This window comes from Roseateles sp. NT4 (genome assembly GCF_051857475.1).
Classification (GTDB): domain Bacteria; phylum Pseudomonadota; class Gammaproteobacteria; order Burkholderiales; family Burkholderiaceae_C; genus Pelomonas.
Map to the genome: position 1 here is coordinate 1,806,958 of NZ_JBPZGZ010000002.1, position 19,524 is coordinate 1,826,481.

The following is a 19,524-nucleotide window of genomic DNA, read 5'->3' on the forward strand; positions in this document are numbered from 1 at the left end:
TCGGGCTGCGCCGATTTCAACCGCGCTTGCGGCGGCGTGCCAGGCCAACGGCGGCCAGACCCGCCAGCAGCAGCGCGTACTGGCTGGGCTCGGGCACGGCGGCAGCCAGGTCCCAGCCGATGACGTCGAAGGCCATCAGGTCGCTGGCGGTGGCGTCATAGGACTGGCCATTGCCCACGAAGGGGCGCATCAGCGTGACCACGCCGGTGCCGAAGTGGCTGGCCTGCGAGCCGTTGCCATGCTCCTCGCCGGTCGAGAAGAGCTGGATGGAACTCGCACCACCATTCACCGAGAAATACGGCGAGCCGCCCACCGAGACGTCGCGCTTGCCGGTGCCGGTGTAGCGGAACATGTCCAGCGGCGAGTACCAGGCATTGGCCTCGAACTCGTTGGCCGAGCCGGAGAGGCCGCACTGGGACGTGTGGCCGACGCAGAAGTCGATGTCGTCCACCCCCGACACGAAGCCGAGGGCATGGCCGATCTCGTGCTCGGCCACGGTGATGAAGTCGATCTTGTTGGACGGCACGCCGCCGTTGACGCGGCTGTAGGCAAAACTGCTGGCGAAGCCGTTGGCGAACTCGATGCGCGCATCCGGGTCGCTGGCGTTCGTGCCCGGGTTCAGGCCCAGGGCCTTCATGTTGGCCGTGTTGATGACGAACTGTGTGTTGTTCTTCGAGCCGTCGTTGTCGAAGCGGCTTGTCAGGTCGCCCTGGGTGGCCCAGAAGCTGAGCGCGGCGCCGGTCGGCAGGCTGGCGACGGCCTGGGCATCGGTCGCCGACTTCGCATCGGTCGCGAGGCTGCTGCGCAGCGAGCTGTAGTTGATGAGCGACTGGGCGGAGTTGGTCGAGCCCAGCACGTTGGCGCCCAGGTCGCTGAAGGCGATGTTGACGTAGACGGTGGCGTTGTCTGTCAGCTTGCCCGACCAGTAGCTGGCGGCTGTCTGGAAGGCGCCCAGCTGTTCGGCCGACATCTTGGTCGCGCCGACGTCGGTCAGCACGATATTGAGGGCGTTGGCCGTCGGTGCCAGGCCGGCGAAGCCCAGGGCCAGGGCGAACGCGGCGGGGCGGAAGAACTTGCGGGGCAGCATGGGGGCTCCGGTCCAGGGGCGACAGATTAGGGATTCTGTCGGCCACGGGAGCGTGGCTTGCCCCCGGCTCGCGGGGGATTCTGCGAAGTTAGGGGGATGGCAGCGCGATGCGCGTCTCGAACTTGGCCCGCTTCACGCCGAAGAAGGCCTTGATATTGCGCACATTGGCGTCCTGGGTCAGCAGGCGTTGGGTGAAGGCCTGGTAGGCCGGCATGTCGGCCACCTGCACGATCAGCACAAAGTCCGGCCCGGGCGAGACACGCCAACATTGCTGCACGGCGGCCTCCTCTACCGCGCGCGTCTCGAACGCGTCCAGATGCTCGGCACCCTGGCGGTCCAGCGTGATCTCCAGAATGGCCGACAGGCCGGTGCCCAGCTTGTCGGGCGACAGCAGCGCCACCCGGCGCTCGACGACGCCGGCCTCGACCAGACGCTTGACGCGACGCAGGCAGGTGGCGGGCGACACCGCCACTTGCGCGGCCAGATCCTGGTTGCTCAGAGAGGCGTCGGTCTGCAGTGCGTCCAGCAGGCGCAGGTCGATGGCGTCGAATTCATTCATGATGAATTATGTTTCGAAAGAATATTTCACTCATCCTTAATGAGGAAATTTTCGTTCAATTCATATGTAATTTTGCAAACATCATCCATCGACGTCTGCCTAGGATGAAGACATTCCCAAACGGAGACTTCATCCATGTGCGGCATCGTCGGCGCGGTCAGTCAGCGCAACATCGTTCCCATCCTCGTCGAAGGCCTGAAGCGCCTCGAATACCGCGGCTATGACTCCTGCGGCGTGGCGGTGCACCAGGACGGCGGCCTGAAGCGCGCGCGCTCCACGTCACGCGTGGCCGAACTGCAGGCCGTGGCCGACCAGGACGGCATCTCGGCCGGCACCGGCATCGCCCACACCCGCTGGGCCACCCATGGCGCGCCGGCCGTGCACAACGCCCACCCGCATTTCTCGCCCGGCCCCAACGCCGGCGTGGAGAGCACGGGCCGCATCGCCTTGGTCCACAACGGCATCATCGAGAACCACGATGAACTGCGCGCCGAGCTGAAGGCCCGCGGCTACCAGTTCACCAGTCAGACCGACACCGAGGTCATCGCCCACCTGATCGACCACCTTTACAGCGGCGACCTGCTGGACGCCGTGCAGCAGGCCCTGCCGCGACTCAAGGGTGCCTATGCCGTGGCCGTGTTCTGCCGCGACGAACCGCACCGCGTCGTCGCCGCCCGCGAGGGCTCGCCGCTGGTGCTGGGCGTGGGCGAGCAGGAGAACTTCGTCGCCTCCGACGCCATGGCCCTGGCCGGCGTGACCGACCAGATCGTCTACCTGGAAGAGGGCGATGTCGTCGACCTGCAGCTGGGTCGCTACTGGCTCAGCCGCCTGGACACGAGCACTGGCCGCTACGGCGCCGTGCAGCGCGAGGTCAAGACCGTGCACGCCCACAGCGGCGCCGCCGAGCTCGGCCCCTACCGCCACTACATGCAGAAGGAAATCTTCGAGCAGCCGGTGGCCATCGCCAACACGCTGGACGCCGTGACCGGCATCAGCCCCGAGCTCTTCGGCGACGGCGCCTACCGCGTCTTCAAGGAGATCGACAACGTCCTGATCCTGGCCTGCGGCACCAGCTATTACTCGGGCTCCACGGCCAAGTACTGGCTGGAGAGCATCGCCAAGATCCCGACCTCGGTCGAGATCGCCAGCGAGTACCGCTACCGCGACAGCGTGCCCAATCCGCGCACCCTGGTCGTCACCATCAGCCAGAGCGGCGAGACCGCCGACACCATCGCCGCGTTGAAGCATGCCCGCAACCTGGGCATGAAGCACACGCTGACCATCTGCAATGTGTCCACCAGCGCCATGGTGCGCGAGTGCGAGCTGGCCTACATCACGCGCGCCGGCGCCGAGATCGGCGTCGCCTCCACCAAGGCCTTCACGACCCAGCTCGTCGGCCTTTTCCTGCTGACCCTGGCCCTGGCCCAGACGCGCGGCCATCTCAGCGACGCCGACGAAGCCGAGCACCTGAAGGACCTGCGCCACCTGCCCGTCGCCGTGCAGGCCGTGCTGGCCCTGGAGCCCCAGATCATTGCCTGGAGCGAAGAGTTCGCCCGCAAGGAGAACGCGCTGTTCCTCGGCCGCGGCCTGCACTACCCGATCGCCCTGGAAGGCGCGCTCAAGCTCAAGGAAATCAGCTACATCCACGCCGAGGCCTACCCGGCCGGCGAGCTCAAGCACGGCCCGCTAGCCCTGGTGACCGCCGAGATGCCGGTGGTGACCGTGGCGCCCAACGACGCGCTGCTGGAAAAGCTGAAGAGCAATATGCAGGAAGTCCGCGCCCGCGGCGGCCAGCTCTACGTCTTCGCCGACGGCGACACCGCCATCGAAAGCGAAGCTGGCCTGCACGTCATCCGCATGCCTGAACACTACGGTGCCCTGAGCCCCATCCTGCACGTCGTGCCGCTGCAGATGCTGGCGTATCACACGGCGTGTGCGAGGGGCACCGACGTCGACAAGCCGCGCAATCTGGCGAAGTCGGTGACGGTCGAATGACCGACGCCGCCATCGCCTGATTGTGTTCCGTGCCATTAGAGTCCGAGACATGCCATTAATGTCTGAGACGTGCCAATAAAGTCCGAGACACGGCAAACGAAGGGGCGCATCAGGCGCCCCTTTTTTAGTTGTACCAAGGCTGCCTGATTTCGCCTGCGCTCGACACTTGAACGTCGCTAGATCGACCAATGAACCAATAGGCGTTTGGAACTATTACGCCGGTTGACAGCAAGATCAAGGAGAAGGGGCGTGTGCCAGTGCTTGGTCGACCAATGCATCAGCGAGCGATGCCTGCGCGGTTCGAGTGCGGCCCAAGCGCTGGCGTAGGTCAGTGCAGAGTTGGCGCAGTTCCTCGACGCGAGCGACTATTCGTTCGTTTTCCCGCTTCGGCGGCAACGGCACCAACAACGACTCGAGAATTTCTAGGTTGGTATTTTTCTGGGCAGTTGCGGGCGCGAACTTGACCAGATCCGTCTTGGCGGTTTCAAGAAAGGCCTGGAAATAGACCGTTCCACCAAGACAGCTCGCCGGTACGAATCCGACGACGCTATCGGGGAAGCGCGCGTCAAAACCCAGCACGGCGGTGTCTGCAATGTTGGCCGCAATCGTGATGCACAAAGTGCCAGCTGGCCAAAGTCGGCTTTGGGCCAGACCGAGCTCGCTGTACTTGGAGTGGTACTCAAGTATTGTCCCTCTAGCTCTGGCGACCTCGCCTGTCTGCACCAATGGATAGATCGGTGGATTGAACAGCGCTGGATCGTTGCGTGGGCGATGTTTCGACTTGCCGCGGCCAAATTCGCCTAGTTCTGGAAATCGTGCCCAAGCCCATCCACGTGGAGGAGCAAACGGAGCCGCCTCAGCGTCGATCTCGGGAAGGAGCTTGTCACGCCTCACCTTGCCGCGGTATGCGCCTGGAGCGGCTGGCCGCATAGCAGCGACTGCTGTTTGACGTCGTGTTCGCCCAGCGGCAGGTCTCGGCCTTCCATAAAGACGGAAAGGGAACTGGCGCGTGAGCGCTCGGTAGCGAGAAGAGCGCGGAGAGTCGCGACGCCGCCTCGGAAGCTCCTTGAAGGCGTCTTCCATCGCACGCCACGACGCCCTTGTAGACTCCATCGGGTTCAGAAGCACAACAAGAATCAACCACCGGACGGGCAGTGCAGCCCAGGGATCGGCCGGCATTTTGCGCAGCCATGACCGTCCAACATGCCTCTTAGCGATCCTCAAGCCATCGTCGATGGCACTGCCCATCGGCGGCGACGCGCAGCCTTCTGGCTCGCCAGTGTCAACGTGGGTGTCGTGGTTCTGTTGGTCATCCTCGTTTGGCTGGCTGCTCAGAGTTCCCGCCGCGCCTTTGAAGCGCAGGCGAGAACTTTTGCCGAAGGCCTGGCTGGTGTTGCTCAGGTCAACATCCAGAGTGAGTTCGACAGGGTCGACAGCGTCATCAAGGTGACAGCCGGCGAGGTGGAGGACCTGCTGGCAGACCCGAGCCGAACGACAGACGCAGCAATCAACAAGCTGCTTGAGCGGCGGTTCAAGCTGCTCGCCGGTGTTGAGGCCTTCAGGTTGGCGGATGGCGAGGGGAAAGTCAGGTGGGGCACTGACTTGCCCGACGGTCCTCCCACAGACGTCGCTGACCGGGACTATTTTCTTGACGGCAAACGGCAGGAAACACCATCAACCTTCGTAAGTGGCCCGTTGAAGTCGAGGGTCTCCGGCAATTGGGTGGTGGCCTTCTTCTGCCCGGTTCGGGTGAATGGACAGTTTGCCGGCCTGCTGTACGTCAGTATTGCGGCCCATCACTTCCGCGAGGTGTTCGAGCAGTACGACCTCGAGCCCCACGATGCCGTGACCTTGAGGCGAGACGATCACCGCCTCGTCGCACGCTTCTCTCCCGAGAGCCAGTCGCAAGGCGAGCCGGGCGACGCAAAGGTCTCACAAGAGTACAAGCAGGCACATGCTGCCAACCATGAAACGGGGACCCTCGTGTCCCGAGTCGCAGTGGACGGGGAGCTGAGGACTACGGCTTACAAGGCCTTGAAACGTTGGCCGTTCGTCGTGCTGGCCGGCGTGAACACCGAACGCTTCCTCGAGCCTTGGCGCGAGCAAGTATGGAGCGTCGTGCTGCTCGCTGCGCTCACCTGGCTGCTGGTGTCTGCGGGAACATTACTGGTACTGCGCGCCAACCGGCTGGTCGAAAACGCGATGCAAAAGGTCGCCGATCAGGGCAAGCGAATGCAGGCTCTGCTGCGGACGGCCGGCGACGGCATCCACATCACCAACCATCTGGGCAACTTGGTGGAATTGAGCGACTCGTTTGCGCACATGCTGAAGTCTTCGCGCGACAAGCTGCTCGGGCGCCATATCTCGACGTGGGATGTGAATCAAGACCGAGACACCATCGACGCGTGGCTCGCGAAGGTCAAAACTGGCGACAAGCAGCGGGTCGACGTCCAGCACCGTCGAGACGATGGCCAGATCATCGATGTCGAGCTGCAACTGAGCGTCGCTGAGATCGCAGGAGAAAGGTTTGTCTTCGCGTCGTCCCGGGATGTCTCCGAGCAGCGCCGGCTGACGCGCGAGCAGACCGCGATGTTGAACTCGGACCTCGTCGGCATGGCCAAGGTAACGAACCGCGCCATCTCCTGGCGCAATCGAGCGGTGGAGCGCATCCTGGGCTACGGTCAGGGCGAGATGCAAGATCTGCCTGTGAGAGCGCTCTACTGGGACGAGGCCGACTACAAGCGAGTCGGCGTCGAGGCCTATGAGGGTCTGCGTGAGCGCGGCCAGTACCGCACTCAGCTTCGGATGCGCCGCAAGTCCGGCGAGGCAATCTGGGTGGATTTCGGTTCTGTGCCGCTGTCAGGCTCCGAGATTCTGGTGATGCTGGTTGACATCACGGCCACGAGGGACGCCATCGACAAGCTGGTCCACGCGGCGTCACACGATCCCCTGACGCAGTTGCCGAACAGGGTGCTCTTACATGACCGAATCGACCGCGCCCTTGCTGCCGCGAAGAGACAACAAAAGAAGACGGCCGTTTGCTACCTGGACTTGGACGGCTTCAAAGCGGTCAACGACGAGCACGGCCATGACGCCGGTGACCAGCTTCTCAAGACCATAGCCAATCGCCTCTTGTCGGCCATCAGACCGTCGGACACGGCTGCCCGTCTCGGCGGTGACGAGTTCGTGTTGGTGCTGGGCTGTATCGAAGACGAGGAATGGCGTCCCATCCTCGATCGTGTGGTGCAGCAGATAGGTGTGCCAATCGAACTGGAGCTGGCCAGGGTGGCTGTCAGAGTCGGCGTCACTGTGGGCGTCACGCTCGTGTCTACTGATGACGCGGCCACCGCGCAGGAGCTCATAGACCGTGCGGATCACGTCATGCTTGAAGGAAAGAGATCCGGAAAGGGCAGGGTGTTTTGGTAGGCCCGGACGATGCGACCACAGGCGCCATCCTCTGCGCGGACTGAGCGGTTGTGCTGGTTACAGCCGGCGCGGGCGCCGGGCCGCAAATCGTCCGGCCCAGGCGGGGAAGCGCGCGCACCAGCACAGTTGCGGCAGCCGTCGAGTCCACGCAAAGTTGGCGGCCGGCATTGAACTCGATGGATTCTGGGCGAGCGTTGCTTTCACGAGGGCGATTGGCCCATTGCAGTTGCCAGTGTGCCGACGCGCTTCAATGCCGCACGGTGCGGTTCGTCCCACTCTCCGCCCAGCCCCAGCCGGATGCAGTGGCGGAAGTGGTCCGTCGCGCTGAACATCGTCCCCGGCGCGATGACGATGCCTTCCTCCAGACAAGACTGAAAGAGCGCCAGCGCATCGACGCCGCGGGGCAGTTCCACCCACAGGATGAGGCCGCCGGCGGGGTTGGTGACGCGGGTACCGGCCGGGTAGTGGCGGGCGATGAGGCTGCGGGCCTCGTCAACGCGGGTGGCGAGCGCGGCTCGCAGGCGGCGGCGGGAGGCCTCGGCACCGGGCTGGGTGAGCAGGTCGGCCAGCGCATGTTCCAGCACGGCGGACTGGCTGCCGCTGGTGGCCTGCTTGAGGCGGGCGACGGGCGTGCTCCAGCGGCCGGCGTCCACCCACCCCAGGCGCAGCCCCGGCGCGACGGTCTTGGAGAAGGAGCCGCAAAGCATCACGTGGCCGGTCGGGTCGTAGGCGCGCACGGCACGGCGGGCCTCGTCATGTGCGGCGAGGTCGTTGCAGAGCACGTCCTCGATGAGGGGCACGCGCCGCTCGGCCACGAGTTGCGCCAGGCTCCGGCGCTCGGTCTGCGGCATCGTGGCGCCAATGGGGTTGGAGAGGGTCGGCACGGACAGCACCGCTTTGACCGGCTGTTTGTCGAAAGCCTGCTGCAGCGCGTCCACCGACAGGCCCGTGCGCGGGTGGGTGGGGATCTCCAGCGCGCGCAGGTGCAGGCTCTCCAAGATAACGAGGAAGCTGAACAGCGTGGGCGACTCCAGCGCGACCACGTCGCCTGGCTGCGTGACGGCGCGCAAGCAAAGCGCGATGGACTCCAGGCAGCTGTTGGTGACGACAAGGTCGTGCGGGTCGAGCTGGCAGCCCAGGGACAGCGCGTGGCGGGCGATGGCGCGGCGCAAGCTCTCATCCCCAGGGCCGATCGTGTACTCGGTGAGCGCGGCACGTTGGCGCAGCGCCGCGCGGGCCACGGCGCGGCGCACCCGCTCCTGCGAGAACAGCTCGGGGCTGGGGCAGGCGGCGCCGAATGACACATAGCCCGGTTCATGGGCCAGGCACATGACGCGTTCCGCCAAAGAGCTGACGTCCACCGCCAGCGAGCTGGCCGGCGGCCGTGACGCTTCGGGTTCCGGCAGCCCAGCCTGTTGCGCTGCCGGGGCCGCAACGAAATAGCCTGAGCGCGGCCGGGCCTCGATGAGGCGCGAATCCTCCAGCAGCCGGTAGGCCTGCACGACGGTGCCCAGGGCCACGCCATGGCGACGCGCCAGCTCGCGCACCGAGGGGATGCGCTCGCCGTGAGCCAGCGTGCCGGCGCGGATGGGCGCAGCGATGGCATCGGCGATCTGCAGGTAGAGCGTTCCGGGCGGGTCTGGCTCCGACATGACGGCATTCTGTTCTGCGCACACGCCGCGAGACCGACACAGATGGCGTCCGGTTCGATCGGCACAGCGCTTGCCGGCGCAATACAGGCCGCCATCTGTACCAGTTCACTTCGACCCAGGTTGTGCCTGTGCGGCCGCCGTCGACGTCGTTATCGTGCCGCCAGCTCAATGAAGAAAGGCTCTCATGCTCAAGGTCTACGGCTTCGCCAAGGTCAATGCTGGCGCCCGCACCCACACCCGTGACCTGCGTGTGCTGTGGGCGCTGGAGGAGATGCAACTGCCGTTTGAGATCGTCGGCATGGACCACCCCGCCGGCGAACTGAACACCCCGGCTTATCACCAGCTCAGCCCGTTCGACCAGATCCCCGCCATCGACGACGACGGCCTCGTGATGTCCGAGTCCGGAGCCATCCTGCTGCACTTGGCCAAGAAGTCGGGCCGCCTGATACCGGCAGAAGCCGCTGACGAAACCCAGGTTGTGCGCTGGTGCTTCGCCGCGCTGGACACCGTCGAGGCGCCGCTGCTCGCGCTGATGGTGCACGACTGGACGGCCGACGGCAGCTGCGCCAAGCCGCGCGAGTTCCTCGTCGGCTGGGTGCACCGCGTGTTCGGCAACCTGGAAGGCTGGCTGGCTGGCCGCCAGTTCGTCGCGACGGCCGAGTTCAGCATCGCCGACATCCTGATGGCCCACGTGCTGTCAGCGGGCGTGAAGGACGAGTCGCTCATCGAGGCCTACCCCGGCCTCGTGGCCTACCGCGACCGGTGCCTCGCTCGGCCGGCGTGGCAGCGGGCTTTCAAGGCCTATTGCGAGCGCGTGGAAGCGGCTTGACCCTCTTCAAAGCACCACCCCATCTGCCTAGGCCGCAAAGACGGGCTCGGCCGGGTTCCGGCCGGTTTGGATGTCAGACGGAAGGTGCGGCAAGCTAGCAAACTTCATTCGGCGTGGTCTGGCGACTTGCTCGCAAACGTCTGGCCATGGCAGCGACTCGCATTCGCGGAGCAGCGTTTTTCTACAGGATCGCCCGTTTCAACCGAGCCGCCATGTCCAGCGCCTGTTCCGGCTTCACGTGCGTGAAGCCGATCAGCAACCCTTGCCCGACGGGATGGGTGACAGCGTGCGCGGAGAGCGCCGACGGTGCTAGGCCCTGGCTGCGCGCCTGCTTCACCAAATCGGTGTCGGCCGCATGGCGAGGAAAGCGCGCGAGCAAGGTCAAACCGCCTTCGGGCGCTGCCAATTCGATTTGCGGCCCAAAGGTCTGCTTAAGGGCCAAGGTGAGCGCGGTGCTGCGCTCGGCATAGCTCAGTCGCATGCGCCGCAGATGGCGCGCGTAGTGGCCCTTGACCATGAACGCGGCCAATGTGGCCTGTTCATGCAGCGCGTGCCCGCGGTTGGACAGCTCGCAGGCGGCCGTGGTGGCCTCGATCCATGCGTCGGGCACGACGAGGCAGCCCAGCCGCAGGCCTGGAAACAACGTCTTGCTGAAGCTGCTGGCGTAGAACACGCGCCCATGCCGGTCCATGCTCTTCAGCGCGGCAGGCTTGCGGCCGACGTAGTGGAATTCACTGTCGTAGTCGTCCTCCAGCACCCAGGCCTCGGCGGCGTTCGCCCAGTCCAGCAGGCCCCTGCGGCGCTGCAGCGACAAGGGCACGCCGAGCGGGCTCTGGTGGCCCGGCGTGACGACCGCCAGGCGCGCGCCCGGATGCTCGCGCCGGGCATGGTCGACGTCCAGCCCCTGGGCATCGACCGGCACAAGGGCCAGCCGCAAGCCGGCGCTCATCAAGGCGCGCCGGGCAAATCGGTAGCCGGGATCCTCGAACCACACCTCGTCCTGGGGCCTCGCAACGAGGCCCACGACCAGCTGCAACGCGGCCTGGTAGCCGGCAGTGATGAACACCTGGGACGAATTGCAAGCAACCCCGCGCGAGACTTGCAAGTAGGCCGCAATGGCCGCGCGCAGCTCAGGCAGGCCGCGGGGGTCGGGGTAGCAGAAGCGTGCTGCGTCCAGGCGCCGCGCGGCCTGCGTGGCCAGGCTCGCCCACTGGGTGCGCGGGAACAGGTCCAGCGCGGGCATGCCACCCCGGAACGGCCACAGAAAGTCTTCCGGCACGGTGAAGGCCGACGCCGGTGCAGCGCTTGCAGGCCGCGGCGCCAGCGAGGCCGGGCGGAGATCGGGGGCGACCACCGTGCCAGCCGCGCCCCGACCCAGGATGCAGCCTTCGCCGGCCAGGCGCCCGTAGGCCATGTCCACCGTGCCGCGCGACACGTTGAGTTGCGCGGCGAGGCTGCGCGTGGATGGCAGGCGCTCGCCCGGTGCCAGTCGCCCGTCAGCGATGGCTTCGCGGATGCGCTGGTAGACCTGCTGCTGCAGCGGCAACGCCGATGCCAATTCAAGGCGGAGCGAACTGAGCAAGGAGTCAGCGGTCATGGATCATGGCCCAGTCGAATTGCAAGGATTTGGCTCTGTTGGACCGGGCCATTCTCCGGGACATTGGGGTCATGGCTGCGATGGTTCAACCTCCTTCCCGACGCCCAGGTGTGCTGACTCAGGCGGCCTCCCTCGCTCCCGCGCTGGCGGCGATGGCCTACCCGTTCTGGCTGCAGGCCTTCCACGCGGTGGCTGCGCCGCCCTTTCTGCTTGCCGCGTTTGCAATGCCGTTGCTGGCGGCGGCATGGTGGCTGCGCCAGGCTGGCCAAGAGCCGTGGTCGGCGTTCGATCACCGGACGCGGCGGCTGGCCTTGCTGGCGGCCGCAGCACCGCCGCTCTTCGTCTTCGTCGCCTTCCTGCTCGGCGCGCTGGGCCGGCCCGTGCCCGAGCCGATAGCCTGGGTGGCGGCGTGGGGTGCTGCCGCGCTGTGGACGTGGATGGGGCGGCGCGAGCTGCCGCCCGCTCAGGCACCGCAGGCGGACGTGACCGCCCGTGTGGCCCACGGCCTGATCGCAGCCGGGGTGCTGGCCTTCATCGTCTTTCACCTGGTCAACCACCTCTTCGGGCTGCTGGGCCCGGCGGCACATGCGGCGGTCATGAAGGCGGGCCGTAGTGTCTACCGTCTGCCGGCCGTGGAGGCCATGCTGGTGTCGTTGTTGTTGCTTCAGTTGGCGCTGGGCTCCTGGCTCGCGTGGCGCTGGAGCCGGTTGCGCATGGACGGCTACCGCGCGGTGCAGGTGGTGACGGGCGTGTACGTGGGCTTCTTTGCGATCACGCACATGAACTCGGCCTTGGTGTCGGCGCGCCTGCTGCACGGCACGGACACGAACTGGGCCTGGGCCTCGGGCGCACCAACGGGGCTGTTGGCAGACGCGTGGAGCGTGCGCCTCGTGCCGCACTACGCACTTGGCGCGTTCTGCACGCTGGGCCACCTGGCCTGCGGGCTGCGCGTGGTGCTGCTGGCGCATGGCTGGCGGCCGGCAGTCGTCAACCGGTCCTGGCGCGTGGGTCTGGCCGCATCGGCCGTCACCGCGGCCCTCATCGTGGCGGGCCTGTGCGGCCTGCAGCTGAGCTGGAGCACATGACATGACGCGATCCCCATTCAAACCTGGCCCCTTGCGGTGGTGGGCGGCCGGCGTGCTGTGCGCGCTGGCGGCCGCTGCGGCCCAGGTGGGCTGTACATCGACACAAGCACCGCTGGAGACCTCCAAGATGCCCACGACCAATGCCGCTGCAACCCTCACCCGCTCGGGGCACGAAGCCATCGGCGGCGTGGACTACCACTACGAGATCCACGGCGAAGGCGCTCCATTGCTGATGCTGCATGGCGGCCTGAACGACGTGCGATCGATGACGCCTGTCGTGCCGCTGTTCACGCGGCAGCGCCAGGTCATCCAAGTGGACCTGCAAGGCCATGGTCGCACGGCGCTCGGGCCACCGGACAGGAGGCCGCTGTCGCGCCAGGCGATGGCGGACGACATGGCCGAGCTGCTGGCGCGCCTCGGGGTGCCGCAGGCCGATGTGATGGGCTATTCGCTGGGCGGATGGGTAGCGCTGAGGCTGGCTGTGCAGCATCCTGAGCGGGTGCGCCGGCTGGCACTGGTGTCCACGCCATACGCGAACGACGGCTGGTTCCCGGACATCGTGGCGCAGCAAACCCACCTCGGCGCCGCGGCCGCACCAGCCATGCGCGGCACGCCGCTGTACTCGGCGTATGCCGAGGTGGCGCCGCGGCCCGAGGACTTTCCCGCGCTGCTGCAGGCCGTGGGTGACGTGCTGCGGGAGCCCTTCGATTGGCAGTCCGACATACGGCAGCTGCGCATGCCGGTGCTGCTCGTCTATGGCGATGGCGACATGATCCGGCCGGAGCACATGGTGGCCTTCTGGCACCTGCTGGGAGGCGGGCTGCAGGACGCCGGTTGGCAGCGCGAACACATGCCCACACATCGCCTCGCGGTTTTGCCTAACCTCACGCATTACGAGATCTGCGCGTCGCCGCAACTGGCGAATGTCGTGCTGCCCTTCCTGCAGGGCCGCGAAGCGCGTTGATGCATCCACTCACACAGGAGACTTCAAGATGTCCAAGGTCAGGGTCGCTGCCTTCAGCGTGTCCATCGACGGTTTCGGGGCGGGGCCGCGCCAGAGTCTGGAGGCGCCGCTGGGCGTGGGCGGCGAGCAGATGCACGAATGGATGTTTCCGACGCGCATCTTCAAGCGCATGTTCGGTGCCGAGGGCGGCAGCACGGGCACAGACGACCGCTACGCGGCGCGCAGTTTCGAGAACGTGGGCGCCTGGATCTTGGGCCGCAACATGTTCGGCCCGGTGCGCGGACCGTGGCCGGACGAAGAGTGGAAGGGCTGGTGGGGTGATGAGCCGCCGTACCACGTGCCTGTCTTCGTGCTGACCCACTACGCTCGGCCGTCGCTGGAGATGAAGGGCGGCACGGTCTTCCATTTCGTGACTGGCGGCGCCGAGGCTGCGCTCAAGCTCGCGAAGGCGGCTGCTGCTGCCAAGGACGTGCGCATTGGCGGGGGTGTTTCCACCATCCGTCAGTACCTGCAGGCCGGGCTCATCGACGAGATGCACCTGGCCGTCTCGCCCGTATTTCTGGGCCGCGGCGAATCGCTGCTGGGCGGCCTCGACATGCCCGCGCTGGGTTGGCGAGTTATCGAGCGAGAAGGCACGGCACAGGCACTGCACTTGTTGATGACGAGGGCGCGCTAGTCAGCGAACCGGACCGGGCCTAGGTTTGTGCTCGTTGATGACACTGTCTCGCCGCGGCTTCGTCTTCAGCCAGGCTAAAACTTGTGGACGCAACTGCGTCGACGGACTTTGTTTAACGGTGCTCTGGCACCAGCGCAGATTCCAGAGCTTCCGACGAACTTTCCAACGCGGCACTGGTCTAGGAAAGTCAACCACTTAGCCGAGCCAGTCCCGACGGACTTTATTTGTTGCAGTCATTGGTGTTCCGCGCCAATAAAGTCTGAGACACGGTAGACGAAGGGGCGCATCAGGCGCCCCTTTTAGTTCGTTGTGCCGTGGCAGCCTGATTTCGCGTGCGCGCGCCGGTCGAGCGTCGCTATACCGACCATTGACCGACACCGGCATCGCCTGATTGGGCCGCGTTGTCGGCCAAGCCGCGCGTTTTGAAGTGGCACCGAATGCGCGGACGGGTTCACGCGCGAAAGCATCCTTGGACCTGAGGGGTGCTGGCGTCGATCACGCCCTCACGCAGAACAGTAAGCCTTTGTTCACCCCGGTTAGCGCCGCAAGGATTGCTCACAGCTGGGTACGTTTTTCCGTGAAGTACTGCCTAGAGTCGCGCCTCTTGCTTACTTCACGGGTTCACCGATGACGAGACTTTCGCCCCTGATCGTTGCCAGCAGCGTCCTGTTGCTGAGCGCTTGCGCCACCAAGGATTTCGTCAAGGAGACCGTTGCTCCGGTACAGACCAGCGTGGACGGCCTGGGCACCCGTGTGCAGGCGCATGACGACGGCCTCAAGGCCCTGGATGGCCGGTTGCAGGGCAGCGAGACGCGCATTCAGACCCTGGAGCGGGAGGCCGCGGCACGGGCCCAGGCCGCCGCCAACCTGCCCAAGCCGCCCGGCCTGCTGATGAGCACCGTGCTGACCGACGACAAGATCAAGTTCAGCTCGGGCCGCGCCCAGCTCACCGAGCAGGCTGGCCAGGAACTCGATCAACTCGTCGCCAAGCTCAAGGCCGACGACAAGCCGGTGTACATCGAAATCCAGGGCCACACCGACGCCACCGGCAGCGACGCGATCAACCAGCAGCTGGGCCTGAAACGGGCCGAGGCCGTGCGCCTGCACCTGTCCCGCGCCGGCCTGCCGCTGGCGCGCATGGCGACGATCAGCTACGGCGAATCTGCGCCCCTGGCCGACAACAATACCCGCGAAGGCCGCAGCACCAACCGGCGGGTTCAGCTGATCGTGATGCGCTGAACTGGGGGAGGCTGCGTTCGCGTCGCATCCGGCGCGGTCTAGCCTTCCTGCTTCTTCGCCAAGCCATCCAGGCTCTTCAGGATGGCCTTCCAGTCCCCGGTGAGGACGGCGCCGGCGACGCCCACGAGCGCGCCCACGAACTCGATGGCCTTCTTGGCCTTCTTGATGCTCTCGAGCGTCTCCTGAGTCTTGGCCAAGGCGTCGTTGATCTGCTGGACCGCATCGTCCGGCGGGTCGCTGAAGAGCTCCACGGTGCCCCTCGTCAGCAAGGCGCCGGCTTGCTCGTTGGCGGTCTTGGCCTTGTTGCGCAGGGCTGCCCGGTCCGCCGCGGAGATGCCGTCGGCGGTTGACCGGATCGCCAGGTCTTCGGCGGCGCTGCCCAATGCGTTGATGAGCGCGAGGTCCCTCGCAACGATATCCAGCGTGTGGTCAGGGTCGGTGGCCATGTTCTATCTCCCGGGGGCGGTTACTGAAGGGCCGCCTTGATGGCGTCCACTTGATCCTTGAGGGCCGACAGCCGCGCCTGCAGCGCGCGAGGATCCTTGTCGAAGGCCGTTCGACGCAGTTCGTTGTTGGCTTCAAGCCAGCTGTCGATGAGCTTCACCCGCGCCGCCGCTGCGTCGGGGAAGGCGTTGTTCGCGCCCGGGGCACAAGCCTCGACCGGCCGGCTCTTCGCCTCGTTGGCGATGAGCCGGGTGCTGGCCGTGAGCGGCTCGCAAGGCGTGGCGGCGCCGGGCTTCTTGCGATCGCATCGGATGTAGTCCAGATACTCGCTGCGAACGAGGGTCCATTCGGTCTTGATGACCCGGCAGGCGTTGGAGTACAGCGACGTTGTCTTGCCGTCGGGCCCGCCGTACCAGTAGCGCAGCGGCCGAAGCACGCGCGGCCAGTCGAAATCCTGCTGCAGCAGGCGTTTGGCCTCCCGTTCCCGCAGGGCCGAGACCAGCAGGTCGGCAATGGCCGCGAAGGCCTTCTGGTACTTGTCGACATCATCGGCCGAAGCCAGCGCCTGCCCGTCCACCTTCACGTTCTTGACCGAGGTGCCGAGCGCCTCGATCTCCTTGGAGAGTGTCCAGTTGTCATCACCTGCCAGGGCGTTCAGTGTCTGGTGGTACTTGATGAGCAGTTGCACGGACATCGAGGCCGCCACGGTCTGCGCCGCGTCAACGGACGCCTGGCAGGCGGCGTTGCTCGGCGGCTTGGGATCGGCCTCGCCCCTCGCATAGGCCAGCAGGCGCTGCTCCGTCCTGAGGTCTGTGCAGGAGGTCGAATAGATGTCCACGTCCTTCTGCGCCGCAGCCGCAACGGACGAGCCGTCTTTGGCGAAGGCGCGGATGGTGTCGAAGTTCGCGCAGCCGCCCAGCGAAGCGAGGACCAGCGGCACGGCTATCAGTTGGGTCAGGAGTCGCATCGTGCTTCCTTGTCGTGTCTGCGTGCAGGACCATACGACGTGAAGCGGGCGCGCCATTCCTCAGCTTTGAGGATGCTGCCGCCGGACTGCTCACAAGCTGTATCAACCAGGGACGTCAACCGTGCCGGCACACTCACGTTCAAGGAAGACCGGGGGCCATGCCCTCGACCCTTGAAAGAAGACCATGACCACGCTGACCCTCACCTTCAACGGCCCTTCGAACCAGGCCCGCAAGGCGCTCGGAGGCTTGCTGCAGCGCTACCGCTCGGCCTATTTCGTGGAACGCAGCAGCAATGAATACGCGGTGACCGCCGATGAAGTCACCGCTGCGGAACTGGCCCGGCAGCCGCTGTGGTCGGCCCGGCCCATGCAAGCGCAGTCGCGGCGCTGAAATGCGTTGAACACGCAAGCCGGGAGTTCTTGACAGCCGCTGTAGGTGAGTTGCCTACAACGGTCGAAATGTCAATATGACCCAGTCGTGCACGCGCGGAAAATGCGTGAACAAAGCGGCATTCCATGCGGGTCTGTTGACCGATGGTGGTGACGCCAAAAAGAGCGTTTCGTACCATTTCTTCAGGACGTTAGCAAAGTTGCTGAAGTGGACAACGTACTCTTGTGGCGGGTCATCTATACCCGACGAGTCACTCTCTCGAGTGATGCCTTCTGTTCCGGCCCCTGGCATCCGGACAAGGGCTATGTCGAGCAGCTGGCCAAGAAGCTCAGCAAGACGACACCGGTCGGTTTGCAGAGCAACAAGCAGGCGTCGAACGGCGCCTGCACCTGGCTCACGCCGCGTTGACGCGCTTCGCGGGCGCGGGCCAGATCAACCAGTCGAGTTCCGCCGGCCGTGAGGCTGCGAGCGGCTCCAGCAGGGCTTGTTCCTGCTTCGTCGCGTGACGTGTCATCAGCAGGATGGGCAGCAGCTTGTCGGGCTCCAGGGTGGGCTCCGTGGGCGTGACGTACTTCCAGTTCGCGGGTGACAGTGCCGCCGCCTGCAGATAGGCGATGGCTTGCAGCAGGCGCGGTTCGCGCCACAGTGCGGGGTCGTATTGCGCGAGGCGCGTCGCCGCTTCCAGATTGAAAGCGCAGTAGTGGAAGGGCCGGGTGCGCGCTAGCTCGCGCGGCATGCGGCCGTCGGCCTCGATCTGCGGCCTGATGCGCCGCGCGACGACGCTTGCCAGCCTGGCCTTCGCCTTGTCGTTCTCACCGGTGAAGAGCAGGTAGTTCACCAGCTGCGCGTCGAAGAACATGCCGTGGTTGTTGCCGGCCTTGTCCTCGTCATGGGCGATGGGGCTGGTCTGCATCCATTGCGTGAACTCGGCAAACCATTGGCGCAGCGCGGCGAGGGCGGCATCGGGCAGCGCGCCGCGGGCGTTCAGCAGCAGGGCCGCGTCGATGACCATCCACAGATTGCGCGTGTCGATCAGCCCTTCGGCGCGGCCGTCGACGATGCCGGGAATGCCCTGGCCGTAGCGCAGATGCGGGGTCATGCGCGTCTCGGGCGCGAGGAACCAATGACGGATCGCGGCGGCGGCCTTGTCGGCATGGCTGTCGGGCGCGCCGAAGTGATGCGCCAGGGTCAGCTCGAAGACGTCGCGGCAGAAGGCCTGCATGCGGTCGGAGTCCAGGGCCTCGCCAGCCACCTGCGGGTTGCGCTGGCCGTCGCGGCGGATGTAGGGCAGCCCGTTGGGCGTGTCCGGGTTGGGCCACCAGTAGGGGCCCATGCTCATGTAGTCGTTGCGCGAGCCCGAGGGCGGCAGCAGCTTCTTGTCGGTGACGCTGCGCAGCGGCGTCTTCAGCGCCTTGGTGGCGCGCGCGAGCAGGGTGGCGTGGGCGGCGGTGAGTTGCGGATCACCGGCGGCGAGGCGACGGCGCGTCTCGTCGAGGGCGCTGCGGTCCAGCGTCAGCAGGGGCGTCTCTTGCGAAGCCGCATGCACCTGGCTGGCCATAGCCGCGAGCAGCAGGGCGCGGCGCTTCATGCGGCCTCCTGGCGCAGGCCGCTTTGCGTGTCGAAGAAATGCAGGCGCTCGCGCGGGGCCGACACGCTGATGCGATCGCCGGCGTTCAGGCCCGGGCGGTCTGCGACGTTGATGACGAGCGGGCCGGCCGCCGTCTGCAGGCTGAGCTGGGACTGGGCGCCCATGAACTCCACCGCCTCGACGGTGCCTTCGAACACCGCTGCCGCATCGGGCGTGCGGCCCAGCTGCAGATGCTCGGGTCTCACGCCGAGCTGCAACCGTGTCGCGTCCAGCGAAGTTGCGAAGCCGGCAGGCAGGGTGCAGAAGTTCATTGCCGGCGAGCCGATGAAGCCGGCCACGAAGCGATTCGCCGGCCGGTCGTAGAGCTCGGCCGGGCTGCCGCTCTGCTCGATGCGGCCGTCGCGCAGCACGACGATCTTGTCGCCCATGGTCATGGCTTCGACCTGGTCGTGGGTCACGTAGACGGATGTCGTGCGCAGGCGGGCGTGCAGGGATCGGATCTCCTGGCGCACGGCGCTGCGCAAGGCGGCGTCGAGGTTGGACAGCGGCTCGTCGAATAAAAAGGCCGCAGGTTCGCGCACCATGGCCCGGCCCATGGCCACGCGCTGGCGCTGGCCGCCGGACAGGGCCGCAGGCTTGCGCTCCATCAGGGCTTCCAGACTCAGCATGCGCGCGATCTCGTCGACGCGGCGGCGAATTTCCTCGGCGGGGCGCTTCATCAGCTTCAGCCCGAAGCCCATGTTCTCGCGCACCGTCATCTGCGGGTACAGCGCATAGCTCTGGAAGACCATGGCGATGTCGCGCGCCTTGGGCGGTTCATGCGTGACGTCGCGGCTGCCGATGAAGAGCTGGCCGCTGGTCGCTTCCTCCAGCCCCGCGATCATGCGCAGCAGCGTGGACTTGCCCGAGCCGCTGGGGCCGACGAGGACGCAGAACTCGCCGTCGGCGATGCAGAGGTCGACGTTCTTGATGACGTCGGTCTGGGCGAAACGTTTGCCGACGCCCTTCAGTTCAATGGCAGCCAC

The 19,524-nt window shown here is 66.1% G+C and carries 18 protein-coding genes; 9 read left to right on the plus strand and 9 right to left on the minus strand.

Annotation, left to right across the window (positions count from 1 at the left end):
* Positions 1–16 precede the first annotated feature (16 nt).
* Together ACS5PN_RS18115 and ACS5PN_RS18120 are read right to left on the minus strand one after the other, a co-directional pair.
* Positions 17–1,087: an NF038122 family metalloprotease gene (locus ACS5PN_RS18115; RefSeq protein WP_439465376.1), complete on the minus strand. Its 1,071-nt coding sequence runs from the start codon at positions 1,085–1,087 to the stop codon at positions 17–19.
* An 88-nt stretch (positions 1,088–1,175) separates the two neighbouring features.
* Positions 1,176–1,646, minus strand: a complete 471-nt coding sequence (locus tag ACS5PN_RS18120) for an Lrp/AsnC family transcriptional regulator (RefSeq protein ID WP_439465377.1) — start codon at positions 1,644–1,646, stop codon at positions 1,176–1,178.
* Positions 1,647–1,781: 135 nt separating this feature from the next.
* On the opposite strand from ACS5PN_RS18120, the gene glmS reads away from it, so the two are divergent.
* Positions 1,782–3,641: a glutamine--fructose-6-phosphate transaminase (isomerizing) gene (glmS, locus tag ACS5PN_RS18125; RefSeq protein WP_439465378.1), complete on the plus strand. Its 1,860-nt coding sequence runs from the start codon at positions 1,782–1,784 to the stop codon at positions 3,639–3,641.
* Between the two features lie 234 nt (positions 3,642–3,875).
* On the opposite strand, the gene ACS5PN_RS18130 is transcribed toward glmS, so the two are convergent.
* Positions 3,876–4,889, minus strand: coding sequence for a restriction endonuclease subunit S (locus ACS5PN_RS18130; RefSeq protein ID WP_439465379.1), 1,014 nt, complete (start codon positions 4,887–4,889; stop codon positions 3,876–3,878).
* Between ACS5PN_RS18130 and ACS5PN_RS18135 the strand changes: the two genes are divergently transcribed.
* Positions 4,845–7,067: a diguanylate cyclase domain-containing protein gene (locus ACS5PN_RS18135; RefSeq protein WP_439465380.1), complete on the plus strand. Its 2,223-nt coding sequence runs from the start codon at positions 4,845–4,847 to the stop codon at positions 7,065–7,067. The two genes, ACS5PN_RS18130 and ACS5PN_RS18135, sit on opposite strands and share 45 nt — an antisense overlap.
* A 200-nt stretch (positions 7,068–7,267) precedes the next feature.
* On the opposite strand, the gene ACS5PN_RS18140 is transcribed toward ACS5PN_RS18135, so the two are convergent.
* Positions 7,268–8,719 carry a PLP-dependent aminotransferase family protein gene (locus ACS5PN_RS18140; protein WP_439465381.1) on the minus strand — a complete coding sequence of 484 codons (1,452 nt, stop codon included), beginning with the start codon at positions 8,717–8,719 and terminating at the stop codon, positions 7,268–7,270.
* A 184-nt stretch (positions 8,720–8,903) separates the two neighbouring features.
* Here ACS5PN_RS18140 and ACS5PN_RS18145 point away from each other — a divergent pair, with 184 nt between their 5' ends.
* Positions 8,904–9,548 carry a glutathione S-transferase family protein gene (locus tag ACS5PN_RS18145; protein WP_439465382.1) on the plus strand — a complete coding sequence of 215 codons (645 nt, stop codon included), beginning with the start codon at positions 8,904–8,906 and terminating at the stop codon, positions 9,546–9,548.
* Positions 9,549–9,729: 181 nt separating this feature from the next.
* Here the strand turns inward: ACS5PN_RS18145 and ACS5PN_RS18150 are convergent, their stop codons facing one another.
* Entirely contained in the window at positions 9,730–11,145 is a 1,416-nt protein-coding gene (locus ACS5PN_RS18150; protein WP_439465383.1) for a PLP-dependent aminotransferase family protein, read from the minus strand.
* Between the two features lie 152 nt (positions 11,146–11,297).
* On the opposite strand from ACS5PN_RS18150, the gene ACS5PN_RS18155 reads away from it, so the two are divergent.
* The 4 genes from ACS5PN_RS18155 to ACS5PN_RS18170 all read left to right on the plus strand — a co-directional run bounded on the left by ACS5PN_RS18155 (position 11,298) and on the right by ACS5PN_RS18170 (position 15,109).
* Positions 11,298–12,230 (plus strand): hypothetical protein, encoded by a 933-nt coding sequence (locus ACS5PN_RS18155; RefSeq protein ID WP_439465384.1) that lies wholly within the window; start codon positions 11,298–11,300, stop codon positions 12,228–12,230.
* Position 12,231: 1 nt separating this feature from the next.
* A complete protein-coding gene (locus ACS5PN_RS18160) occupies positions 12,232–13,194 on the plus strand; it encodes an alpha/beta fold hydrolase (RefSeq protein WP_439465385.1) in 963 nt (320 codons plus the stop codon).
* A gap of 28 nt (positions 13,195–13,222) precedes the next feature.
* A complete protein-coding gene (locus tag ACS5PN_RS18165) occupies positions 13,223–13,870 on the plus strand; it encodes a dihydrofolate reductase family protein (protein WP_439465386.1) in 648 nt (215 codons plus the stop codon).
* A gap of 627 nt (positions 13,871–14,497) precedes the next feature.
* Positions 14,498–15,109 carry an OmpA family protein gene (locus ACS5PN_RS18170; RefSeq protein ID WP_439465387.1) on the plus strand — a complete coding sequence of 204 codons (612 nt, stop codon included), beginning with the start codon at positions 14,498–14,500 and terminating at the stop codon, positions 15,107–15,109.
* Positions 15,110–15,147: 38 nt separating this feature from the next.
* On the opposite strand, the gene ACS5PN_RS18175 is transcribed toward ACS5PN_RS18170, so the two are convergent.
* On the minus strand, positions 15,148–15,555 hold the full coding sequence (locus tag ACS5PN_RS18175) for a hypothetical protein (protein WP_439465388.1): 408 nt from the start codon (positions 15,553–15,555) through the stop codon (positions 15,148–15,150).
* Between the two features lie 20 nt (positions 15,556–15,575).
* Positions 15,576–16,520: a hypothetical protein gene (locus tag ACS5PN_RS18180; RefSeq protein WP_439465389.1), complete on the minus strand. Its 945-nt coding sequence runs from the start codon at positions 16,518–16,520 to the stop codon at positions 15,576–15,578.
* Between the two features lie 184 nt (positions 16,521–16,704).
* Here ACS5PN_RS18180 and ACS5PN_RS18185 point away from each other — a divergent pair, with 184 nt between their 5' ends.
* Positions 16,705–16,911: a hypothetical protein gene (locus ACS5PN_RS18185; protein ID WP_439465390.1), complete on the plus strand. Its 207-nt coding sequence runs from the start codon at positions 16,705–16,707 to the stop codon at positions 16,909–16,911.
* 207 nt (positions 16,912–17,118) lie between these two features.
* A complete protein-coding gene (locus ACS5PN_RS18190) occupies positions 17,119–17,319 on the plus strand; it encodes a hypothetical protein (RefSeq protein ID WP_439465391.1) in 201 nt (66 codons plus the stop codon).
* Here the strand turns inward: ACS5PN_RS18190 and ACS5PN_RS18195 are convergent.
* Together ACS5PN_RS18195 and ACS5PN_RS18200 are read right to left on the minus strand one after the other, a co-directional pair.
* Positions 17,306–18,499: an alginate lyase family protein gene (locus ACS5PN_RS18195; protein WP_439465392.1), complete on the minus strand. Its 1,194-nt coding sequence runs from the start codon at positions 18,497–18,499 to the stop codon at positions 17,306–17,308. The genes ACS5PN_RS18190 and ACS5PN_RS18195 overlap by 14 nt on opposite strands.
* Positions 18,496–19,524, minus strand: coding sequence for an ABC transporter ATP-binding protein (locus tag ACS5PN_RS18200; protein WP_439465393.1), 1,029 nt, complete (start codon positions 19,522–19,524; stop codon positions 18,496–18,498). The genes ACS5PN_RS18195 and ACS5PN_RS18200 overlap by 4 nt, the downstream gene beginning before the upstream one ends.

Excerpts from the sequence above, each read along its gene's own strand:
- ACS5PN_RS18115 (WP_439465376.1), bottom strand. The coding sequence starts at position 1,087 with ATGCTGCCCCGCAAGTTCTTCCGCCCCGCCGCGTTCGCCCTGGCCCTG.
- ACS5PN_RS18120 (WP_439465377.1), bottom strand. The coding sequence starts at position 1,646 with ATGAATGAATTCGACGCCATCGACCTGCGCCTGCTGGACGCACTGCAG.
- glmS (WP_439465378.1), top strand. The coding sequence starts at position 1,782 with ATGTGCGGCATCGTCGGCGCGGTCAGTCAGCGCAACATCGTTCCCATC.
- ACS5PN_RS18135 (WP_439465380.1), top strand. The coding sequence starts at position 4,845 with ATGCCTCTTAGCGATCCTCAAGCCATCGTCGATGGCACTGCCCATCGG.
- ACS5PN_RS18130 (WP_439465379.1), bottom strand. The coding sequence starts at position 4,889 with ATGGGCAGTGCCATCGACGATGGCTTGAGGATCGCTAAGAGGCATGTT.
- ACS5PN_RS18140 (WP_439465381.1), bottom strand. The coding sequence starts at position 8,719 with ATGTCGGAGCCAGACCCGCCCGGAACGCTCTACCTGCAGATCGCCGAT.
- ACS5PN_RS18145 (WP_439465382.1), top strand. The coding sequence starts at position 8,904 with ATGCTCAAGGTCTACGGCTTCGCCAAGGTCAATGCTGGCGCCCGCACC.
- ACS5PN_RS18150 (WP_439465383.1), bottom strand. The coding sequence starts at position 11,145 with ATGACCGCTGACTCCTTGCTCAGTTCGCTCCGCCTTGAATTGGCATCG.
- ACS5PN_RS18155 (WP_439465384.1), top strand. The coding sequence starts at position 11,298 with ATGGCCTACCCGTTCTGGCTGCAGGCCTTCCACGCGGTGGCTGCGCCG.
- ACS5PN_RS18160 (WP_439465385.1), top strand. The coding sequence starts at position 12,232 with ATGACGCGATCCCCATTCAAACCTGGCCCCTTGCGGTGGTGGGCGGCC.
- ACS5PN_RS18165 (WP_439465386.1), top strand. The coding sequence starts at position 13,223 with ATGTCCAAGGTCAGGGTCGCTGCCTTCAGCGTGTCCATCGACGGTTTC.
- ACS5PN_RS18170 (WP_439465387.1), top strand. The coding sequence starts at position 14,498 with ATGACGAGACTTTCGCCCCTGATCGTTGCCAGCAGCGTCCTGTTGCTG.
- ACS5PN_RS18175 (WP_439465388.1), bottom strand. The coding sequence starts at position 15,555 with ATGGCCACCGACCCTGACCACACGCTGGATATCGTTGCGAGGGACCTC.
- ACS5PN_RS18180 (WP_439465389.1), bottom strand. The coding sequence starts at position 16,520 with ATGCGACTCCTGACCCAACTGATAGCCGTGCCGCTGGTCCTCGCTTCG.
- ACS5PN_RS18185 (WP_439465390.1), top strand. The coding sequence starts at position 16,705 with ATGACCACGCTGACCCTCACCTTCAACGGCCCTTCGAACCAGGCCCGC.
- ACS5PN_RS18195 (WP_439465392.1), bottom strand. The coding sequence starts at position 18,499 with ATGAAGCGCCGCGCCCTGCTGCTCGCGGCTATGGCCAGCCAGGTGCAT.